This window comes from Streptomyces sp. NPDC091371 (assembly GCF_040684275.1).
Taxonomy (GTDB): domain Bacteria; phylum Actinomycetota; class Actinomycetes; order Streptomycetales; family Streptomycetaceae; genus Streptomyces.
The window spans coordinates 16568-31092 of sequence record NZ_JBFBFP010000066.1 but is presented as its reverse complement, the minus strand read 5'-3'; the positions used below and the strand labels follow the sequence as shown (position 1 = coordinate 31092).

At 73.5% G+C, this 14525-nt stretch carries 12 protein-coding genes; 6 read left to right on the top strand and 6 right to left on the bottom strand.

Going from position 1 to position 14525, the window contains the following annotated elements; all coding sequences use genetic code 11:
- Positions 1-88 precede the first annotated feature (88 nt).
- Positions 89-1624 (bottom strand): fatty acyl-CoA synthetase, encoded by a 1536-nt coding sequence (locus tag AB0O21_RS37550; protein ID WP_365179522.1) that lies wholly within the window; start codon positions 1622-1624, stop codon positions 89-91.
- Positions 1625-1781: 157 nt separating this feature from the next.
- Between AB0O21_RS37550 and AB0O21_RS37545 the strand changes: the two genes are divergently transcribed.
- Positions 1782-4211, top strand: a complete 2430-nt coding sequence (locus AB0O21_RS37545; protein WP_365179519.1) for a penicillin acylase family protein — start codon at positions 1782-1784, stop codon at positions 4209-4211.
- Between the two features lie 36 nt (positions 4212-4247).
- On the opposite strand, the gene AB0O21_RS37540 is transcribed toward AB0O21_RS37545, so the two are convergent.
- On the bottom strand, positions 4248-5363 hold the full coding sequence (locus tag AB0O21_RS37540; RefSeq protein ID WP_365179516.1) for an ionic transporter y4hA: 1116 nt from the start codon (positions 5361-5363) through the stop codon (positions 4248-4250).
- A gap of 139 nt (positions 5364-5502) precedes the next feature.
- Between AB0O21_RS37540 and AB0O21_RS37535 the strand changes: the two genes are divergently transcribed.
- Complete coding sequence (locus AB0O21_RS37535) at positions 5503-6258, top strand: hypothetical protein (RefSeq protein ID WP_365179513.1); 756 nt, start codon at positions 5503-5505, stop codon at positions 6256-6258.
- Positions 6259-6270: 12 nt separating this feature from the next.
- On the opposite strand, the gene AB0O21_RS37530 is transcribed toward AB0O21_RS37535, so the two are convergent.
- Positions 6271-7824, bottom strand: coding sequence for an acyl-CoA synthetase (locus tag AB0O21_RS37530; protein ID WP_365179510.1), 1554 nt, complete (start codon positions 7822-7824; stop codon positions 6271-6273).
- Between the two features lie 14 nt (positions 7825-7838).
- Positions 7839-8954 carry a nitronate monooxygenase family protein gene (locus tag AB0O21_RS37525; RefSeq protein ID WP_365179507.1) on the bottom strand — a complete coding sequence of 372 codons (1116 nt, stop codon included), beginning with the start codon at positions 8952-8954 and terminating at the stop codon, positions 7839-7841.
- A gap of 311 nt (positions 8955-9265) precedes the next feature.
- On the opposite strand from AB0O21_RS37525, the gene AB0O21_RS37520 reads away from it, so the two are divergent.
- Positions 9266-11113, top strand: a complete 1848-nt coding sequence (locus AB0O21_RS37520) for a serine hydrolase domain-containing protein (RefSeq protein WP_365179504.1) — start codon at positions 9266-9268, stop codon at positions 11111-11113.
- 31 nt (positions 11114-11144) lie between these two features.
- Here AB0O21_RS37520 and AB0O21_RS37515 read toward each other — a convergent pair whose 3' ends face one another.
- On the bottom strand, positions 11145-11723 hold the full coding sequence (locus tag AB0O21_RS37515; RefSeq protein WP_365179501.1) for a TetR/AcrR family transcriptional regulator: 579 nt from the start codon (positions 11721-11723) through the stop codon (positions 11145-11147).
- A 66-nt stretch (positions 11724-11789) separates the two neighbouring features.
- The gene (locus AB0O21_RS37510) at positions 11790-12383 is read right to left on the bottom strand and encodes a TetR family transcriptional regulator (RefSeq protein WP_365179498.1); all 594 of its coding nucleotides are present in this window, start codon (positions 12381-12383) and stop codon (positions 11790-11792) included.
- Positions 12384-12462: 79 nt separating this feature from the next.
- Here AB0O21_RS37510 and AB0O21_RS37505 point away from each other — a divergent pair, with 79 nt between their 5' ends.
- From AB0O21_RS37505 to AB0O21_RS37495, 3 genes are all read left to right on the top strand, one after another.
- Complete coding sequence (locus tag AB0O21_RS37505; protein ID WP_365179495.1) at positions 12463-13665, top strand: FAD-dependent monooxygenase; 1203 nt, start codon at positions 12463-12465, stop codon at positions 13663-13665.
- A gap of 73 nt (positions 13666-13738) precedes the next feature.
- Complete coding sequence (locus AB0O21_RS37500) at positions 13739-14197, top strand: nitroreductase family deazaflavin-dependent oxidoreductase (RefSeq protein ID WP_365179492.1); 459 nt, start codon at positions 13739-13741, stop codon at positions 14195-14197.
- Between the two features lie 118 nt (positions 14198-14315).
- The gene (locus tag AB0O21_RS37495) at positions 14316-14525 is read left to right on the top strand and encodes a hypothetical protein (protein WP_365179489.1); all 210 of its coding nucleotides are present in this window, start codon (positions 14316-14318) and stop codon (positions 14523-14525) included.

The window sequence follows — 14525 nt, the reverse complement described above, 5'->3', positions numbered from 1 at the left end:
CAAGTACGTCCAGTACGAGCCGCGGCCCTCCGCCTTGCGATGCACCGCACCGGACACCGCGACCCGGCAAACCTTTCCGGCCACAGCACTAGGCGAACCGGTCGCGGAGCTCGCGCTTGAGGATCTTGCCGCTGGCGTTGCGCGGCAGCGCGTCCACGAACAGCACCCGCTTGGGCGCCTTGAAGTGGGCCAGCTTCTCGCGCGCGTACGCCATCAGCTCGGCCTCCGTCACCTCTCCCCGCGGCACCACCACGGCCGTCACCGCCTCGATCCAGCGCTCGTCGGGCAGGCCGACCACCGCCGCCTCGGCCACGCCCTCGTGGGTGTACAGCACGTCCTCGACCTGCCGGGAGGCGACGAGCACCCCGCCCGAGTTGATGACGTCCTTGACCCGGTCGACGACCGTGAAGTAACCCTCCGCGTCGCGCACCGCGAGGTCGCCGGAACGGAACCAGCCGTCCCGGAAGGCCTTCTCCGTGGCTTCGGGGTCGTTCCAGTAGCCGCGGCACAGCTGCGGCGAGCGGTAGACCACCTCGCCCGCCGTGCCGGACGGGACGTCCTTGCCGTCCTCGTCGACGACCTTCGCCTCGACGTGGCGCACCGTCCGCCCGCAGGAGTCCATCCGCCCCTCGTGCTCGTCGGGCCCCAGCACCGTGGCCAGCGGGCCGATCTCGCTCTGGCCGAAGCAGTTGTAGAAGCCGAGACCGGGCAGCCGCTCCAGGACCGGGACCGGCATGATCGAGGCCCCGTAGTACGCCTTGCTCAGCGCACCCAGCTCGCGCCGTCCGAAGTCGGGGTGGTTGGCCAGGCCGATCCACACCGTCGGCGGGGCGAAGAGGCTGTCCGCCTCCCCCGCCTCCACGAGGTCGAAGACCTCTTCCGCGACCGGCGCGTCCAGGATGGTGTTCACGGCCCCCACCGCCAGGTAGGGCAGCAGGAAGACGTGCATCTGCGCCGAGTGGTACAGCGGAAGCGAGTGCACCGGCCGGTCCTCCTCGGCCAGGTCCAGCGCCTCGATCGCGCTCTCGTACTCGTGCGCGAGCGCCCGGTGCGTCATCATCGCGCCCTTGGGCAGGGCGGTGGTCCCGGAGGTGTAGAGCAGCTGCGCCAGCCCGTTCGGGTCCCCGCTGCCGTCGAAGGGCAGCGGCTCGGCGAGCTCGGCCAGGAAGGAGTCGGCGGCGTCGCGCAGGGCCCGTACCCGGTACCCGTCGGGGATCCGCCCGGCGAGGTCCGGATCGGCGAGGACGAGGGCGCTCTCGCTGTTGTCCAGGATGTACGCCAGGTCCTCGCCGGTGAGGTTCTGGTTGACCGGGACGTGCGCGAGGCCGGCGCGGGCGCAGGCGAGGAAGGCGAGCAGGTAGGCGTCGGAGTTGTGCGCGAACGTCGCGACCCGGTCTCCCTCGGACAGCCCGTACCGCCCGCGCAGTACGGCGGCGCCGGTGGTGACGGCCGCGTCGAGTTCCGCGTAGGTCCAGGTCCGCTCGCGGTAGCGGACGGCCGTCCGGCCGGGCACCCGGCGCGCGCTGCGGCGCACGAGCCCGTCGACCGTATGGTCCCGCACGGGACGCTCCGCTCCCGCTGCCCGCTCCACCTGGTCCGCCCGCGCCGCCTGGTCTGCCGTCATGGCGCGATCCTCGTGCTCCGCACGCCCAAGGTCAATAACCGGGATACCAAACGGGATGTTGACAGATCATCGGACCGCCTGCATGAGTGTGGGGGCACGGACGCACCGCCTGTCCCCCGGGCGATCAGGCCCATCCGCAGGCTACTTGGGAGGCACGTTGCACCTCAGAACCCGTCCGATACTCCGGCGCGTCGCCCTCGCCGGCGCCGCGCTGCTCGCCGCCACGGCCGCCGCGCCCCAGGCCTCGGCGGCGGCCGGGGAGCGGGGGCCGTCCGGCGGCGGGCTGTCCGCCGTCATCCGGTACACCGAGAACGGCATTCCGCACATCCTTGCCCGGGACTACGCGCACCTCGGCTTCGGGACCGGCTGGGCGCAGGCGGCCGACCAGGTGTGCGTGCTCGCCGACGGGTTCGTGACCGTCGCCGGGGAGCGCTCGCGCTGGTTCGGCCCGGACGCCGCGCCCGACGGATCGCTCTCCTCCGCCGCCCGGAACCTCTCCAGCGACCTCTACTTCAAGGGCGTGCGGGAGTCCGGCACGGTGGAGAAGCTCCTCGCCACGCCCGCTCCGGCCGGTCCCGGCAAGGACCTCAAGGAGCTGATGCGCGGCTGGGCCGCCGGCTACAACACCTGGCTCGCCCAGAACGAGATCACCGACCCGGCCTGCAAGAGCGCCCGCTGGGTCCGCCCGGTCACCGCCACCGACGTGGCCGCCCGCGGCTTCGCCGTCTCGGTCCTCGGCGGCCAGGGGCGCGGCGTCGACGGCATCACGGCGGCGCAGCCGCCGGTCTCGGCCGGGGCCCGCAGCACGGCCCCGCAGGAGGTCGATCCGGCGGCCGCCGCCGAGGCCGCACGGGAGTTCTTCGACACCTCCCGCTACGACATGGGCTCCAACGCGGTGGCCTTCAGCGGCTCCACCACCGCCTCCGGCCGCGGCCTGCTGCTCGGGAACCCGCACTACCCGTGGCAGGGCGGGCGCCGCTTCTGGCAGTCCCAGCAGACCATCCCGGGCGAGCTGAACGTGTCGGGCGGCTCCCTGCTCGGCACCGCCGTGGTCAACATCGGCTTCAACGAGAAGGTGGCCTGGAGCCATACGGTGGCCACCGGCACGCCCGTCAACCTGCACCAGCTCACGCTCGACCCGGCCGATCCGACCGCCTACCTGGTCGACGGCAAGCCGGAGGCGATGACCCGGCGGACCGTCACCGTCCCGGTGGCGGGCGGCGATCCGGTGACCCGCACCCAGTGGTGGACCCGCTACGGGCCCGTGATCACCGGCCTCGGACCGGGCCTGCCGCTGCCCTGGACCGCGCAGACGGCGTACGCGCTGAACGACCCGAACGCGTCGAACCTGCGCGGCTCCGACACGGCCCTGGCCATGGGCAAGGCCCGCTCGGTGGCAGGCATCCAGGACGCCCTGGCCCGCACGCAGGGCCTGCCGTGGGTGAACACCGTGGCCGCGGACTCCGCGGGCGGCACCCTCTTCACCCAGTCCCAACTGCTCCCCCGGATCACCGACGAGCTGGCCGCCCGCTGCTCCACCCCGCTGGGCCGGGCCACCTACCCGGCCTCGGGGCTGGCGGTACTGGACGGTTCGCGCGCCGACTGCGGGCTCGGCGCCGACCCGGACGCGGTGCAGCCGGGCGTGTTCGGCCCGGGGAAGGCGCCGACGCTGCGGGACGCCCCGTACGCCGAGAACTCCAACGACAGCGCCTGGCTGGCCAATGCCGACCGGCCGCTGACCGGCTACGAGCGGATCTGGGGCAATGTGGCCACCCCCCGGTCGATGCGTACGCGCGGCGCGGTCGAGGACGTGTCGGCGATGGCCGCCAGGGGCGGGCTGACGGTGGCGGACCTGCAGGAGCAGCAGTTCGCCAACCGGGTGCCGGCCGGCGACCTGGCCGCGGCCGACGCGGCGAAGGCCTGTGCCGCGCTGCCCGGCGGTACGGCCACGGCGGGCGACGGCACGGCGGTGGACGTCTCGGCGGCCTGCCCGGTGCTGGCCGCGTGGGACCGTACGGCCGGCGTCGCCAGTCGCGGCGCGCTGCTCTTCGACCGGTTCTGGCGCAAGCTGGCCGGGTCGACGGCGGCCAAGGACCTGTGGCTGGTGCCCTTCTCGGCGGCCGATCCCGTACGCACACCACGCACGCTCAACCAGGCCGCGCCCGGCGTCGCCCGCGCGCTCGCGGACACGGTGGCGGAGCTGAGGGCGGCCGGGATCGCGCTGGACGCGCCGCTGGGCGAGCACCAGTTCGTGGTCCGCGGCGGCCGGAAGCTCCCGGTGGGCGGGGGCACGGAGGCGCTCGGCGTCTGGAACAAGATCGAGGCGCCGTGGAACGCGGTGGCCGGCGGCTACCCGGAGGTCGTGCACGGCTCGAGCCACGTCCAGGCGGTCGGCTGGGACGGCGGCCGCTGCCCGGTGGCCCGCACCCTGCTGACGTACAGCCAGTCCTCGAATCCGAACTCGCCGTACTACGCGGACCAGACCCGGCTGTTCTCGGAAAGCGGCTGGGTGACCTCGCGGTTCTGCGAGCGGGACATCCTCACCTCGCCGAAGCTGAAGGTGGTGTGGCCGCGCGAGCGGCGCTGACGGCCCGCCCTGCTCCTGGCCGTGGCCCTCAAGGGATCAGGGGCTCACGGCCAGGAACAGGTAGGCGGCGAGCAGGACGAGGTGGACTCCGCCCTGGAGCAGGGTGGCGCGGCCCGGGACGATGGTGAGGGCGCTGACCACGACGGTGAGGGCGAGCAGCACCATGTGGGTCGGCCCGAGCCCCAGCATCAGCGGGCCGGAGAGCCAGATCGAGGCCAGTGCGATGGCGGGGATGGTCAGGCCGATGCTGGCGATGGAGGACCCATAGGCCAGGTTGAGGCTGGTCTGCACGCGGTCGCGGCGTGCGGCCCGGACGGCGGCCAGGGTCTCGGGCGCCAGCACGAGCAGGGCGATGATCACACCGACGACGGCGTTCGGGAGGCCCGCGTCGGCGACGCCCTTCTCGATGGTCGGGGAGACGGCCTTGGCGTTGCCGACCACGGCGACGAGCGCGACGAGCAGAAGGCCGACGCTGACCAGGGCAGCTCGGGCGGTGGGCGGCGCGGCGTGGTCGTCGCCGTCCTCGGCGGCCGCGTCGGGCCGGCGCCCGGTGTCCACGGGCAGGAAGTAGTCCCGGTGGCGCACCGTCTGGACGGCGACGAACAGCCCGTACAGGGCGAGCGAGGCGACGGCCGCGAAGGCCAGTTGGGCGGTGGAGAACTCCGGCCCGGGCTTGCTGGTGGTGAAGGTCGGCAGCACCAGGCTGAGGGTGGCGAGGGTGGCGACGGTGGCGAGGGCCGCTCCGGAGCCCTCGGCGTTGAAGACGGCGACCCGGTTGCGCAGGGCGCCGACGAGCAGGGACAGGCCGACGATGCCGTTGCAGGTGATCATGACGGCGGCGAAGACCGTGTCGCGGGCGAGCGAGGCGGTCTTGTCGCCGCCGTCGGCCATCAGGGTGACGATGAGCGCCACTTCGATGACGGTGACGGCGACGGCGAGGACGAGCGAGCCGAAGGGTTCGCCGACCCGGTGGGCCACGACCTCCGCGTGGTGGACGGCCGCCAGCACCGCGCCCGCGAGGCAGAGCGCGACCAGGACCACCGCGAGTGAGGGCAGCTCGCGTCCCCAGCTGAGGACGAGGGCGACGAGCGCCACCACGGGGACCATGACGGTCCAGTCGGTGAGGGGTGATCTGCGGGTTGCCGTACTCATATGCGCCAACTTGCCAGAACTGTCCCCCGGGTGCGGCGCAAGGGGCGGCTACGGGGTCCTGACGTGGTTCTTCTCACGAAATCCCGGGCGTGGCGGCGCCGTCGTCCGGGGCGGCGGGCCGTGCGCCGCAGAATGGGGCATGACCTCAGCGGACGCGTCGTCGTCGCCCTGGACCGAGGACGACCTGACCGAGTTCCACCGCATCGTCCTGTGGGCGTTGCTGCGCTACGTCTCCCCGCCGCCGGGGGCTGAGGAGGCGGGTGCGGGCCGGCTGGTGCGCGGGGTGCTCCCGCCGCCCGGCCGGCCCGAGTTCACCCGTGTGGTCCTGTGGGACGGGCACGACCCGGCCACCTCGGTCGCCTACGACCTGCCGCTGGTCGACCCGTCCGGCGACAACGTGTCGTGGAAGGCCATCGCGGGGACGCTGCGGCGGCTGGCCGCGGGGCCGGAGGCGGCGGAGCCCGCCCGGGACGCCCCGCCCGCCCCGCCGGCCCGGGACGGCCTGGGCATCCCGGTCGTCGACGCCGCCGCCGAAATCGCGCGGTTCCAGGCCGATCCCTCGTACGACCTCACCGACGCACTCCACGGCGCCGTCTCCCTGCTCGGGCCGTTCGCGTGGCAGCCCGAACCGGAGCAGGAGGCGCCGCTCACCGGTTTCGTGCTGCTCGACACCGGCACGGTGCGGCTGTACGTGGACCGGCCCGGGGGCCCGCGGCGCCCGCCCGATCGGATCGGCCTGGACATCGCGCTGCGGGACGACGAGGGGCGCGTACGGGAGGGGTTCACCGGGACGATGGCGGCCGTGCCCTCCCTCGTACGGGACGATCTGGAGTGGGCCCGCTCCGAGGCCGAGGACCCGTACTGCGCCGCCGTGTACGACCTCACGCAGTGGTGAGCCGGCGCCACGTCACATGGCGCGCTCGTGGCCCTCCCAGTACGGGTCGCGCAGCCGCCTCTTGTACAGCTTGCCGTTGGGGTCGCGGGGCATCGTCCCGATGAAGTCGACGGTCTTGGGGCGCTTGTAGCCGGCGAGCTGCCGTTCGCAGTGGTGCAGGATCTCCGCGGCCAGCGCGTCGCCCGCCTCGAAGCCCTCGGCCGGTTCGATGACGGCCTTGACCTCCTCGCCCCAGTCGGCGTGCGGGATGCCGAAGGCGGCGGCGTCCGCGACCGCCGGGTGGGTGAGCAGGGCGGACTCGATCTCGGCCGGGTAGATGTTGACCCCGCCCGAGATGATCATGTCGATCTTGCGGTCGCGGAGGAAGAGGTACCCCTCCTCGTCCATCAGGCCGAGGTCGCCGACGGTGAAGAAGTCGCCGATGCGGTTCTTCTTCGTCTTGCCCTCGTCCTTGTGGTAGCTGAAGCCGCCGGTCTTCATCTGCATGTAGACGGTGCCCAGTTCGCCGGGCGGCAGCCGGTTGCCGTCGTCATCGAAGATGGCGAGTTCGCTGATCGGCCAGGCCTTGCCGACGGTTCCGGGCTTCTTCAGCCAGTCCTCGGCGGTCGCGAAGGCGCCGCCGCCCTCGCTGGCCGCGTAGTACTCCTCCACGCAGCTGCCCCACCAGTCGATCATCGCCCGCTTGACGTGGTCGGGGCAGGGCGCGGCGCCGTGGATGGCGTGCCGCATCGAGGAGACGTCGTACGCGTCCTTCGTGTCCTGCGGGAGTGCGAGGAGCCGGTGGAACTGGGTCGGGACCATGTGGGTGTGCGTGCAGGCACGTCGGTCGATCAGGCGGAGCATCTCCTCGGGGGTCCACTTGTCCATCAGGACCAGCGGGTGCCCGATGTGCAGGGCTGCGCCCGCGAACTGGAGCACCGCCGTGTGGTAGAGCGGCGAGCAGACCAGGTGGACGTTGCCGTCGAAGGGGCGGATGCCGAAGATGCCGAGGAAGCCGCCGAGGTAGGTCTCCTCGGGGAGCTTGCCGGGCAGCGGGCGGCGGATGCCCCGGGGGCGGCCGGTGGTGCCGGAGGTGTAGTTCATGACCCAGCCGAGGGTGCGGCCCTCGGGGGGCGTGCCGGGCTGCCCGTCCAGGAGTTCGGCGTACGGGCGGAAGCCCGGGACGGCTCCGACGGCGTAGCGGTGGCTCGCGGGCAGTGCGGCCTCGTCGGCCGCGGCGGTGGCGGCGTCGGCGAACCGCTCGTGGGCGAGGAGGACCTTGGCGCCGGAGTCGGAGACGATCCAGGCGATCTCGGGGCCGACGAGGTGGTGGTTGACGGGGACGAGGTAGAACCCGGCCTGGGCGGCGGCGAGGTAGGCGGTGAGGAACTCGACGCCGTTGGGGAGCACCACGGCGAACACGTCGCCCTGCTCCAGACCGGCGGCGCGCAGGCCATGGACGAGGCGGTTGACGTCCGCGTGCAGCCGGCCGGCGGTCCATTCCTCGCCCTCGGGGGTGACGAGGACGGTGCGCCCGGGGTCGGCGGCGGCCTGGGCCCAGAAGCCGTTGGGGGGCTGTTCGGTCACGCTGCTCACACTGCTCACGCCTCTCGGACTCGGCCGGCGATGCGGTTGATGCGGTCGATGGCTCGTTCGAAGCCGCTCGTCAGGTCGTCGAAGACGGCCTGGACGCTGCGCTCTTCGTTCATCCGGCCGACGATCTGGCCCACGGGGGTGCCGAGCAGCGGCTGGATCTCGTACTTCTGGATCCGGGAGACGGCCTCGGCGACGAGCAGGCCCTGGAGCGGCATCGGAAGCGCGCCCGGGCCCTCCGGGTCGTCCCAGGCGTCGGTCCATTCGGTGCGCAGCTGGCGCGCGGGCTTGCCGGTGAGGGCGCGGGAGCGGACGGTGTCGCCGGAGCCGGCGGCGAGCAGCTTCTCGGTGAGGGCGCGGGAGTGCAGGTCGGCCTCGGTGGTGGTGAGCCAGAGGGAGCCGAGCCAGGCGCCCTGGGCGCCGAGGGCGAGTCCGGCGGCGATCTGCTCGCCGCTGCCGATGCCGCCGGCGGCGAGGACCGGGAGCGGGGCGACGGCCTCGGCGATCTCGGGGACCAGGACCATGGTCGCGATGTCGCCGGTATGGCCGCCGGCCTCGTAGCCCTGGGCGACGACGATGTCGATGCCGGCCTCGGCGTGGCGGCGGGCGTGCTTGGCGCTGCCGGCGAGGGCGGCGACGAGGACGCCGTGGTCATGGGCGCGCGCGATGACGTCGGCGGGCGGGGAACCGAGGGCGTTCGCCAGGAGTTTGATGGGGTAGTCGAAGGCGACGTCGAGCTGGTTGCGGGCGACCTGCTCCATCCAGCCGGTGATCCGCCAGCCGGAGGCCTCGCCCTCGGCGAGCTCGGGGACGTGGTGCTTGGCGAGGGTGTCACGGACGAAAGCGCGGTGCTCGGCGGGGATCATCGCCTCGATGTCGGCTTCGCTGATGCCGTCGACCGCCTTCTTGGCGGGCATGACGACGTCCAGGCCGTAGGGCTTGCCGTCGGTGTGCGCCTGCATCCAGTCGAGGTCGCGTTTGAGGTCGTCGGGAGCGGTGTAGCGGACCGCTCCGAGTACGCCGAACCCGCCCGCGCGGGTGATGGCAGCGGCGACCGCCGGGAAGGGCGTGAAGCCGAAGATGGCGTGCTCGACTCCCAGTTTCTTGCTCAGCTCCGTCTCCATGGGCGGCAGGATGCCGCAGCCCGGCGGCCGAGGGAAGAGATTTTCTGATGCAGTGTCAGATTCTTTACGGGCCGGTCAGTGCGGAGGGTGCGCGACGGCGGGGCAGATACCCACTAGCGTGCGGGGCGCCTGCGGCGCGCTCGGCACGGTTCAGGGCCGCGGCCCGCAGCCACGGGCGGGTCCCGCACCGGAGCAGCGACGCGGGCGCACCCGGCCACATCAGCCTCGCCGGCGTTTGAGGCGCGGGGTCTGGGGCGGAGCCCCGGGAAACGGCGCCGCAGGCAGGCACGGGCAGGAGACGGGAGGCGGACATGGCAGCAGGCAAGGCGGGAGGCGGGGCCACGGCAGCGGGAGGCAAGCCCGAACCAGCGGGAGGCGGGCTGACGCGCCGCCGGCTCGGCGCGCGGCTGCTCGCGCTCGGCGGGGTGCTCGTCCTGCACGCCGCACTGCCCGGCTCCGGCGCGGCAGCATCCGGGAACCCGGCCGAGCGCCGCGCACTCCAGGGGCTGCGCCTGCGCTACGGCTCCGCGCGCCAGGCCGGACTGGTGGAGCGGCACCTCGACGGCGTGGCGGAGGAGGCGCGGCGCTTCCTCGGCCCCTCCCCCGAACACCCCTACTACGCCGGGGCCGTGGTCCTCGCGGGCCGGGGTCGCACGATCGCGCTGCACCGCGCGATGGGCGATGCCGTACGGTACGCGGACTACGACGGGCGGACCGACCGGGTGCGGGAGTTCCCGGCGGCCGAGCGGATCGCGATGGCCGAGGACACCGTCTTCGACCTGGCCTCGCTGACGAAGCTGTTCACGTCGGTCCTGGCCGTGCAGCAGATGGAGCGGGGCCGCCTGGAGCTGGAGGCTCCGGTGCGGCGGTACCTCTCCGAGTTCACGGGTGGCGGCAAAGAGACGATCACGGTCCGCCAGCTGCTCACCCACACCTCGGGATTGCGCTCGTGGGCGCCCTTCTACCAGCAGTCCACCCGCGAAGGGCAGTTGCGCCTCCTCTGGTCGGTCCGGCCGCAGGAGACTCCCGGCACCGTCTACCGGTACTCCGACCTGAACCTGGTCACGCTCCAGCTGCTCTTGGAACGGATCACCGGTCGCACCTTGGATGTCCTGCTCCACGACGAGATCACCGCTCCGCTCGGGATGCACCGCACTCGCTACAACCCGCCGCTCTCCTGGCGCCGGGTCACCGCCGCCACCGAGGTGCAGCGGCCGCCCTGGTCCGGCCTGGACCGAGGGCTGGTCTGGGGCGAGGTGCACGACGAGAACGCGCACGCGCTCGGCGGAGTCGCCGGCCACGCCGGGGTGTTCGGCACCGCCTGGGACCTGGCCGTCCTCGCCCGCGCCCTCCTCGACGGCGGGGTCTACGCCGGCCGGCGCATCCTGCGCCCCGCCTCCGTCGAACTGCTCTTCACCGACTACAACACGGCCTTCCCCGGGGACGACCACGGCCTGGGCTTCGAGCTCTACCAGCACTGGTACATGGGCGCGATGGCCACCCCGCACTCCGCCGGCCACACCGGCTTCACCGGCACCTCCCTCGTCCTGGATCCCTCCACGGACTCCTTCCTGATCCTGCTCGGCAACTCGGTCCACCCCGTCCGCACCTGGCGGGCCGGCAGCGCCCCCCGGGTCGCCGTCGGCAACCGCTTCGCCCGCGCCGTCCCGGTCCGTACGAAACACGGCGGCGCGGCCTGGTTCTCCGGAACCCAGCCGGGCGCCTCGGGCACCCTCACCCTGCCGCCGCTCACCCCGGCCACGGCATCGGCCCGCGTGCGCTGCGCCGTGTGGTGGGACACCGTTCCGGGCGAAGGCGCGCTCCACCTGGAGGCCTCGCCCGACGGGGAGCACTGGGAGCCGCTCCCGTTCACCACCGTGCGCTCCACGGGCGGCGCCCCCGAGAACTGGCCCCGCGGCTCCGTATCAGGCTGGTCGGGCCGTATCTGGCACCGCCTCGAAGCCCCCCTCGGCGCGACCTGGGCCGACCGTGAGGTCCACCTCCGCTTCCGCCACTCCGCGACCGGCCGCTACGTCGGGCGCGGCATCTACGTGGACGTCATCCGCGTCTCGGAGCCGGCCCGCCTGCTCTTCGCCGAGGACCGCCCGTCCGACATGGCCCGCCTCGACCCCATCGGCTGGACCCGGTCCGGCGACTAGGTTCCGCCCGGGCCGTCGCGGGCCGCGCAGGTCAGCTCGGGGTGTCGGCGAGCTGCGCGACGAGGAAGTCGAGCCGCTCCTCCTGCATGTCCGGGGGAATGCGGCCGCCGGCCGCCAGGGTGGCGATGCCGTGCAACGCGCTCCAGGTGACTTCGGCGGACAGTTCGCGTCGCGCGTTGTCCGGGCGGAAGCAGCTGACGAACTCGTCGAAGCAGGCCTTCAGCGGGGCCGGCGTCTCGGCGTGCGCGAACTTCACGTCGGTCGGCATGACGAACATGGCCTGGTAGAGGGCGGGCCGCTCGGCCGCGAACTCCAGGTAGGCGCCGCAGACGGCGCGCAGGGCCCGGGGTCCCCCGGGGTCGGCCGGCCGGGCTCGGCGCAGCTGGGCGGCGAGTTCGACGAAGCCGTCGAGCGCGACGGCCCGGACGATGGCGTCCTTGCCGCTGAAGTGGCTGTAGAGCACGGGCTGGCTGTACTCGACCCGCTCGGCGAGCCTCCGCGTCGTCACCGCCTCCCAGCCCTCGGCCTCGGCGAGTTCGCGGGCTGCCGTGATGATCAGCTGATGGCGTTGCGCGCGTTCGCGTTCACGGCGCTCTTTGATGGCGGACATGCCGACATCCTAGCAACGCTAGGCATCCTGCCGGAGGTACCGCCGCAGCCGGAGCCAGGCCGGCGCCTACCGGGGCGGGTGCGCGAGTGCCGCGTCGATCATGCGGCGGGCCACGGAGGCCAGTTCGGCCGGGTCCGGGGCCGGGCGGGAGCGCGCGAGGGCTCCCGCGAGCCGGTCGTAGAGGAGCCCGTCCGTCCAGGCGGCCAGCAGTTCGGCGGCCTCCTCGGGGCGGTCGGACCCGAGTGCGGCGAGGATCGCGGCCGCGCGGGCCCGGGAGCCCTGGCCCGCCCGGTGGAGGTCGGCCTCCAGTTCGGGGCTGCGGGCGGCTTCCAGGCTGAGTTCGAAACGGGCCAGCTGACGTTCGCGCCCCACCGTCAGCCACCGCAGCAGCAGTCCTGCGAGCGCCTCCGCGGCCGCGTCCCGGCCGGAGAACGGAGCGGCGGGCGGGCCGTCACCGTCGAGGTCGCCGAGGTCCAGTTCCGCGAGCCGCTCGTAGCAGGCACCGATCAGGGCCGTCCTCGTACGGAAGTAGTACGAGGTGCTGCCCGCCGGCAGCCGCGCCGCGCCGTCGACCGCCCGGTGGGTGAGCCCACGGAGGCCGGCGGCGGCGACGAGGCCGATCGCGGTGTCGGCGATCAAGGTTCTGCGATCCGTTGACATGCCCTCACTCTACAGCTGTAGAGTGAGGGCATCAACCTCTACGGATGTAGAGGTCGAATGGAGAAGGGGAGGACTCCTCATGTCGGCACTTCGACGCCATGCGGTCGTGGCGGGCGCGGGGATCGGCGGGCTCACCGCGGCGGTGGCCCTGCACCGGCGCGGCTGGCGGGTCACCGTGTGCGAGCGGGCCCCCGGGCCCACCGCCGTCGGTGCCGGGATCGTCCTCGCCCCCAACGCCCTGCGCGCCTTCGACACCATCGGGTTCGACGCCACCCGCGCCGCGGGACGGGCCGCCCCCGCCGCGATGGGGCTGCGGCGCCCGGACGGCGGCTGGCTCAGCCGCGCCGACACCGCCGCACTCACCACCCGGTACGGCCGGCCGCCGCTCGCCCTGCACCGCTCGGCCCTCGCCGACGCCCTGGCCGCCGAACTCCCCGACGGCGCGATCCGGTACGCCACCCCGGTCACCGCCGTGGACGACCCGGCCGGCCGGCCGGTGGTCCGTACGGACGCGGGCGACCTCGGAGCCGACCTCGTCCTCGCCGCCGACGGCATCCACAGCCCGCTCCGCCGCCAGTACTTCCCGGACCACCCCGGGCTGCACTACAGCGGCGAGACCGCCTGGCGCACCGTCCTGCCCGCCGCCGCACACGGTGCCCCGGTCGACACGGCCGAGACCTGGGGGCGCGGGCAGCGCTTCGGCACCGTCCCGCTCGCCGACGGCCGGACCTACGTCTACGCGACCGCCGTCACCCCCGAGGGCCGGCGCCCGGCCGACGTGCTCGCCGAACTCCTGCGCCGGTACGGCGGCTGGCACGACCCGATCCCCGCCCTGCTGGAGCGGATCGACCCGGCCGCCGTGCTCCAGCACGACCTGTACGACCTGGCCGCCCCGCTGCCCCGCTTCCATCACGGCCGCATCGCCTGGCTCGGCGACGCCGCGCACGCCATGACCCCCAACCTCGGCCAGGGCGGCTGCCAGGCCGTCGAGGACGCCGCCGTCCTGGCCCACCTGGTGGACTCCCAGGACCTCCCGGCCGCTCTCGCCGCCTACAGCGCGGCCCGCTGCGACCGCACCGACGCCATCCGCGTCCGGGCCCGCCGCATGGGCCGGGTCGCCGCCCTCACCCATCCCGTCGCGGCCGCCGTACGGGACCTCGCCGTCCGCGCGACGCCGGCCTTCGCCACGTACCGGGCGATGGACGAGATCGTCAACGGCTTCCGGCTCCCCGCGCTCCCCGCTCGTCCCGTACACCCCGTACACCCCGCGCGCCCGGCATAACCGCGTGTCCGCGGGCGTTGGCGTTCGTTGTTGAGGTTCGTTGACCATTCAACTCGAAGGCAGGTTGAACACCGTGACGACCGACATCGACTGGGACAACCCGACCGACCCGAAGCCCGGCAGCTGGCAGCTCGACCACGTCAGGCAGTACGTGCACTCGAACGGGGCGCAGGGCCAGTACTGGAACGGCACGCAGACCCTGCTGCTCACCACCGTGGGCCGGGTCTCCGGCAATCCCGTACGGACGCCCCTCATCTACGGCGAGGACGAGGGCCGTTACCTCCTCGTCGCCTCCAACGGCGGCGACCCCGCGCACCCGCTCTGGTACCGCAACCTGGCCGAGCACCCCGAGGTCCGCATCCAGGTCGGCCCCGAGACCCTCCAGGGCACCTCCCGCACCGCCACGGCCGAGGAACGCGCCGCGTACTGGCCGCTGATGCTGCGTCACTGGCCCTCGTACGACGAGTACCAGGCCAAGACGGACCGCGAGATCCCCATCGTCGTGATCGAGCCCGTCCACCCCGCCGCATAGCCCCGCACGTCCCCGACCTGCGCCTCTCCCCTCTGGCAGAGTTCGGTGCGGCCCGTGACGATCTCGGGCCGCACCCGGGGCTCGGACCCGGGTGCACGCGAAAGGTGGGGGAATGCGCATGTCGAAACCCTGGCGCGAGGCGGTGGGCGTGCTGGTCGCGGCCGTCCTCCTCGGCGCCGGACAGGCCGGGACGGCGGGGGCGGTGACGACCGTCGAGGGAGACCCGACGAACAGCGCCTACACGACCGAGCCGCTGCGCGTCCGCACCGTGGACGGCCTGTCGAGCCCCTCCCCGACCGCCGTGGTCTGCCACTTCACCGTCTCGTAG

Coding starts and splice junctions, on each gene's coding strand:
- AB0O21_RS37540 (WP_365179516.1), bottom strand. CDS start 5,363: ATGAGTACGGCAACCCGCAGATCACCCCTCACCGACTGGACCGTCATG.
- AB0O21_RS37520 (WP_365179504.1), top strand. CDS start 9,266: ATGGCAGCAGGCAAGGCGGGAGGCGGGGCCACGGCAGCGGGAGGCAAG.
- AB0O21_RS37535 (WP_365179513.1), top strand. CDS start 5,503: ATGACCTCAGCGGACGCGTCGTCGTCGCCCTGGACCGAGGACGACCTG.
- AB0O21_RS37510 (WP_365179498.1), bottom strand. CDS start 12,383: ATGTCAACGGATCGCAGAACCTTGATCGCCGACACCGCGATCGGCCTC.
- AB0O21_RS37505 (WP_365179495.1), top strand. CDS start 12,463: ATGTCGGCACTTCGACGCCATGCGGTCGTGGCGGGCGCGGGGATCGGC.
- AB0O21_RS37515 (WP_365179501.1), bottom strand. CDS start 11,723: ATGTCCGCCATCAAAGAGCGCCGTGAACGCGAACGCGCGCAACGCCAT.
- AB0O21_RS37525 (WP_365179507.1), bottom strand. CDS start 8,954: ATGGAGACGGAGCTGAGCAAGAAACTGGGAGTCGAGCACGCCATCTTC.
- AB0O21_RS37495 (WP_365179489.1), top strand. CDS start 14,316: ATGTCGAAACCCTGGCGCGAGGCGGTGGGCGTGCTGGTCGCGGCCGTC.
- AB0O21_RS37550 (WP_365179522.1), bottom strand. CDS start 1,624: ATGACGGCAGACCAGGCGGCGCGGGCGGACCAGGTGGAGCGGGCAGCG.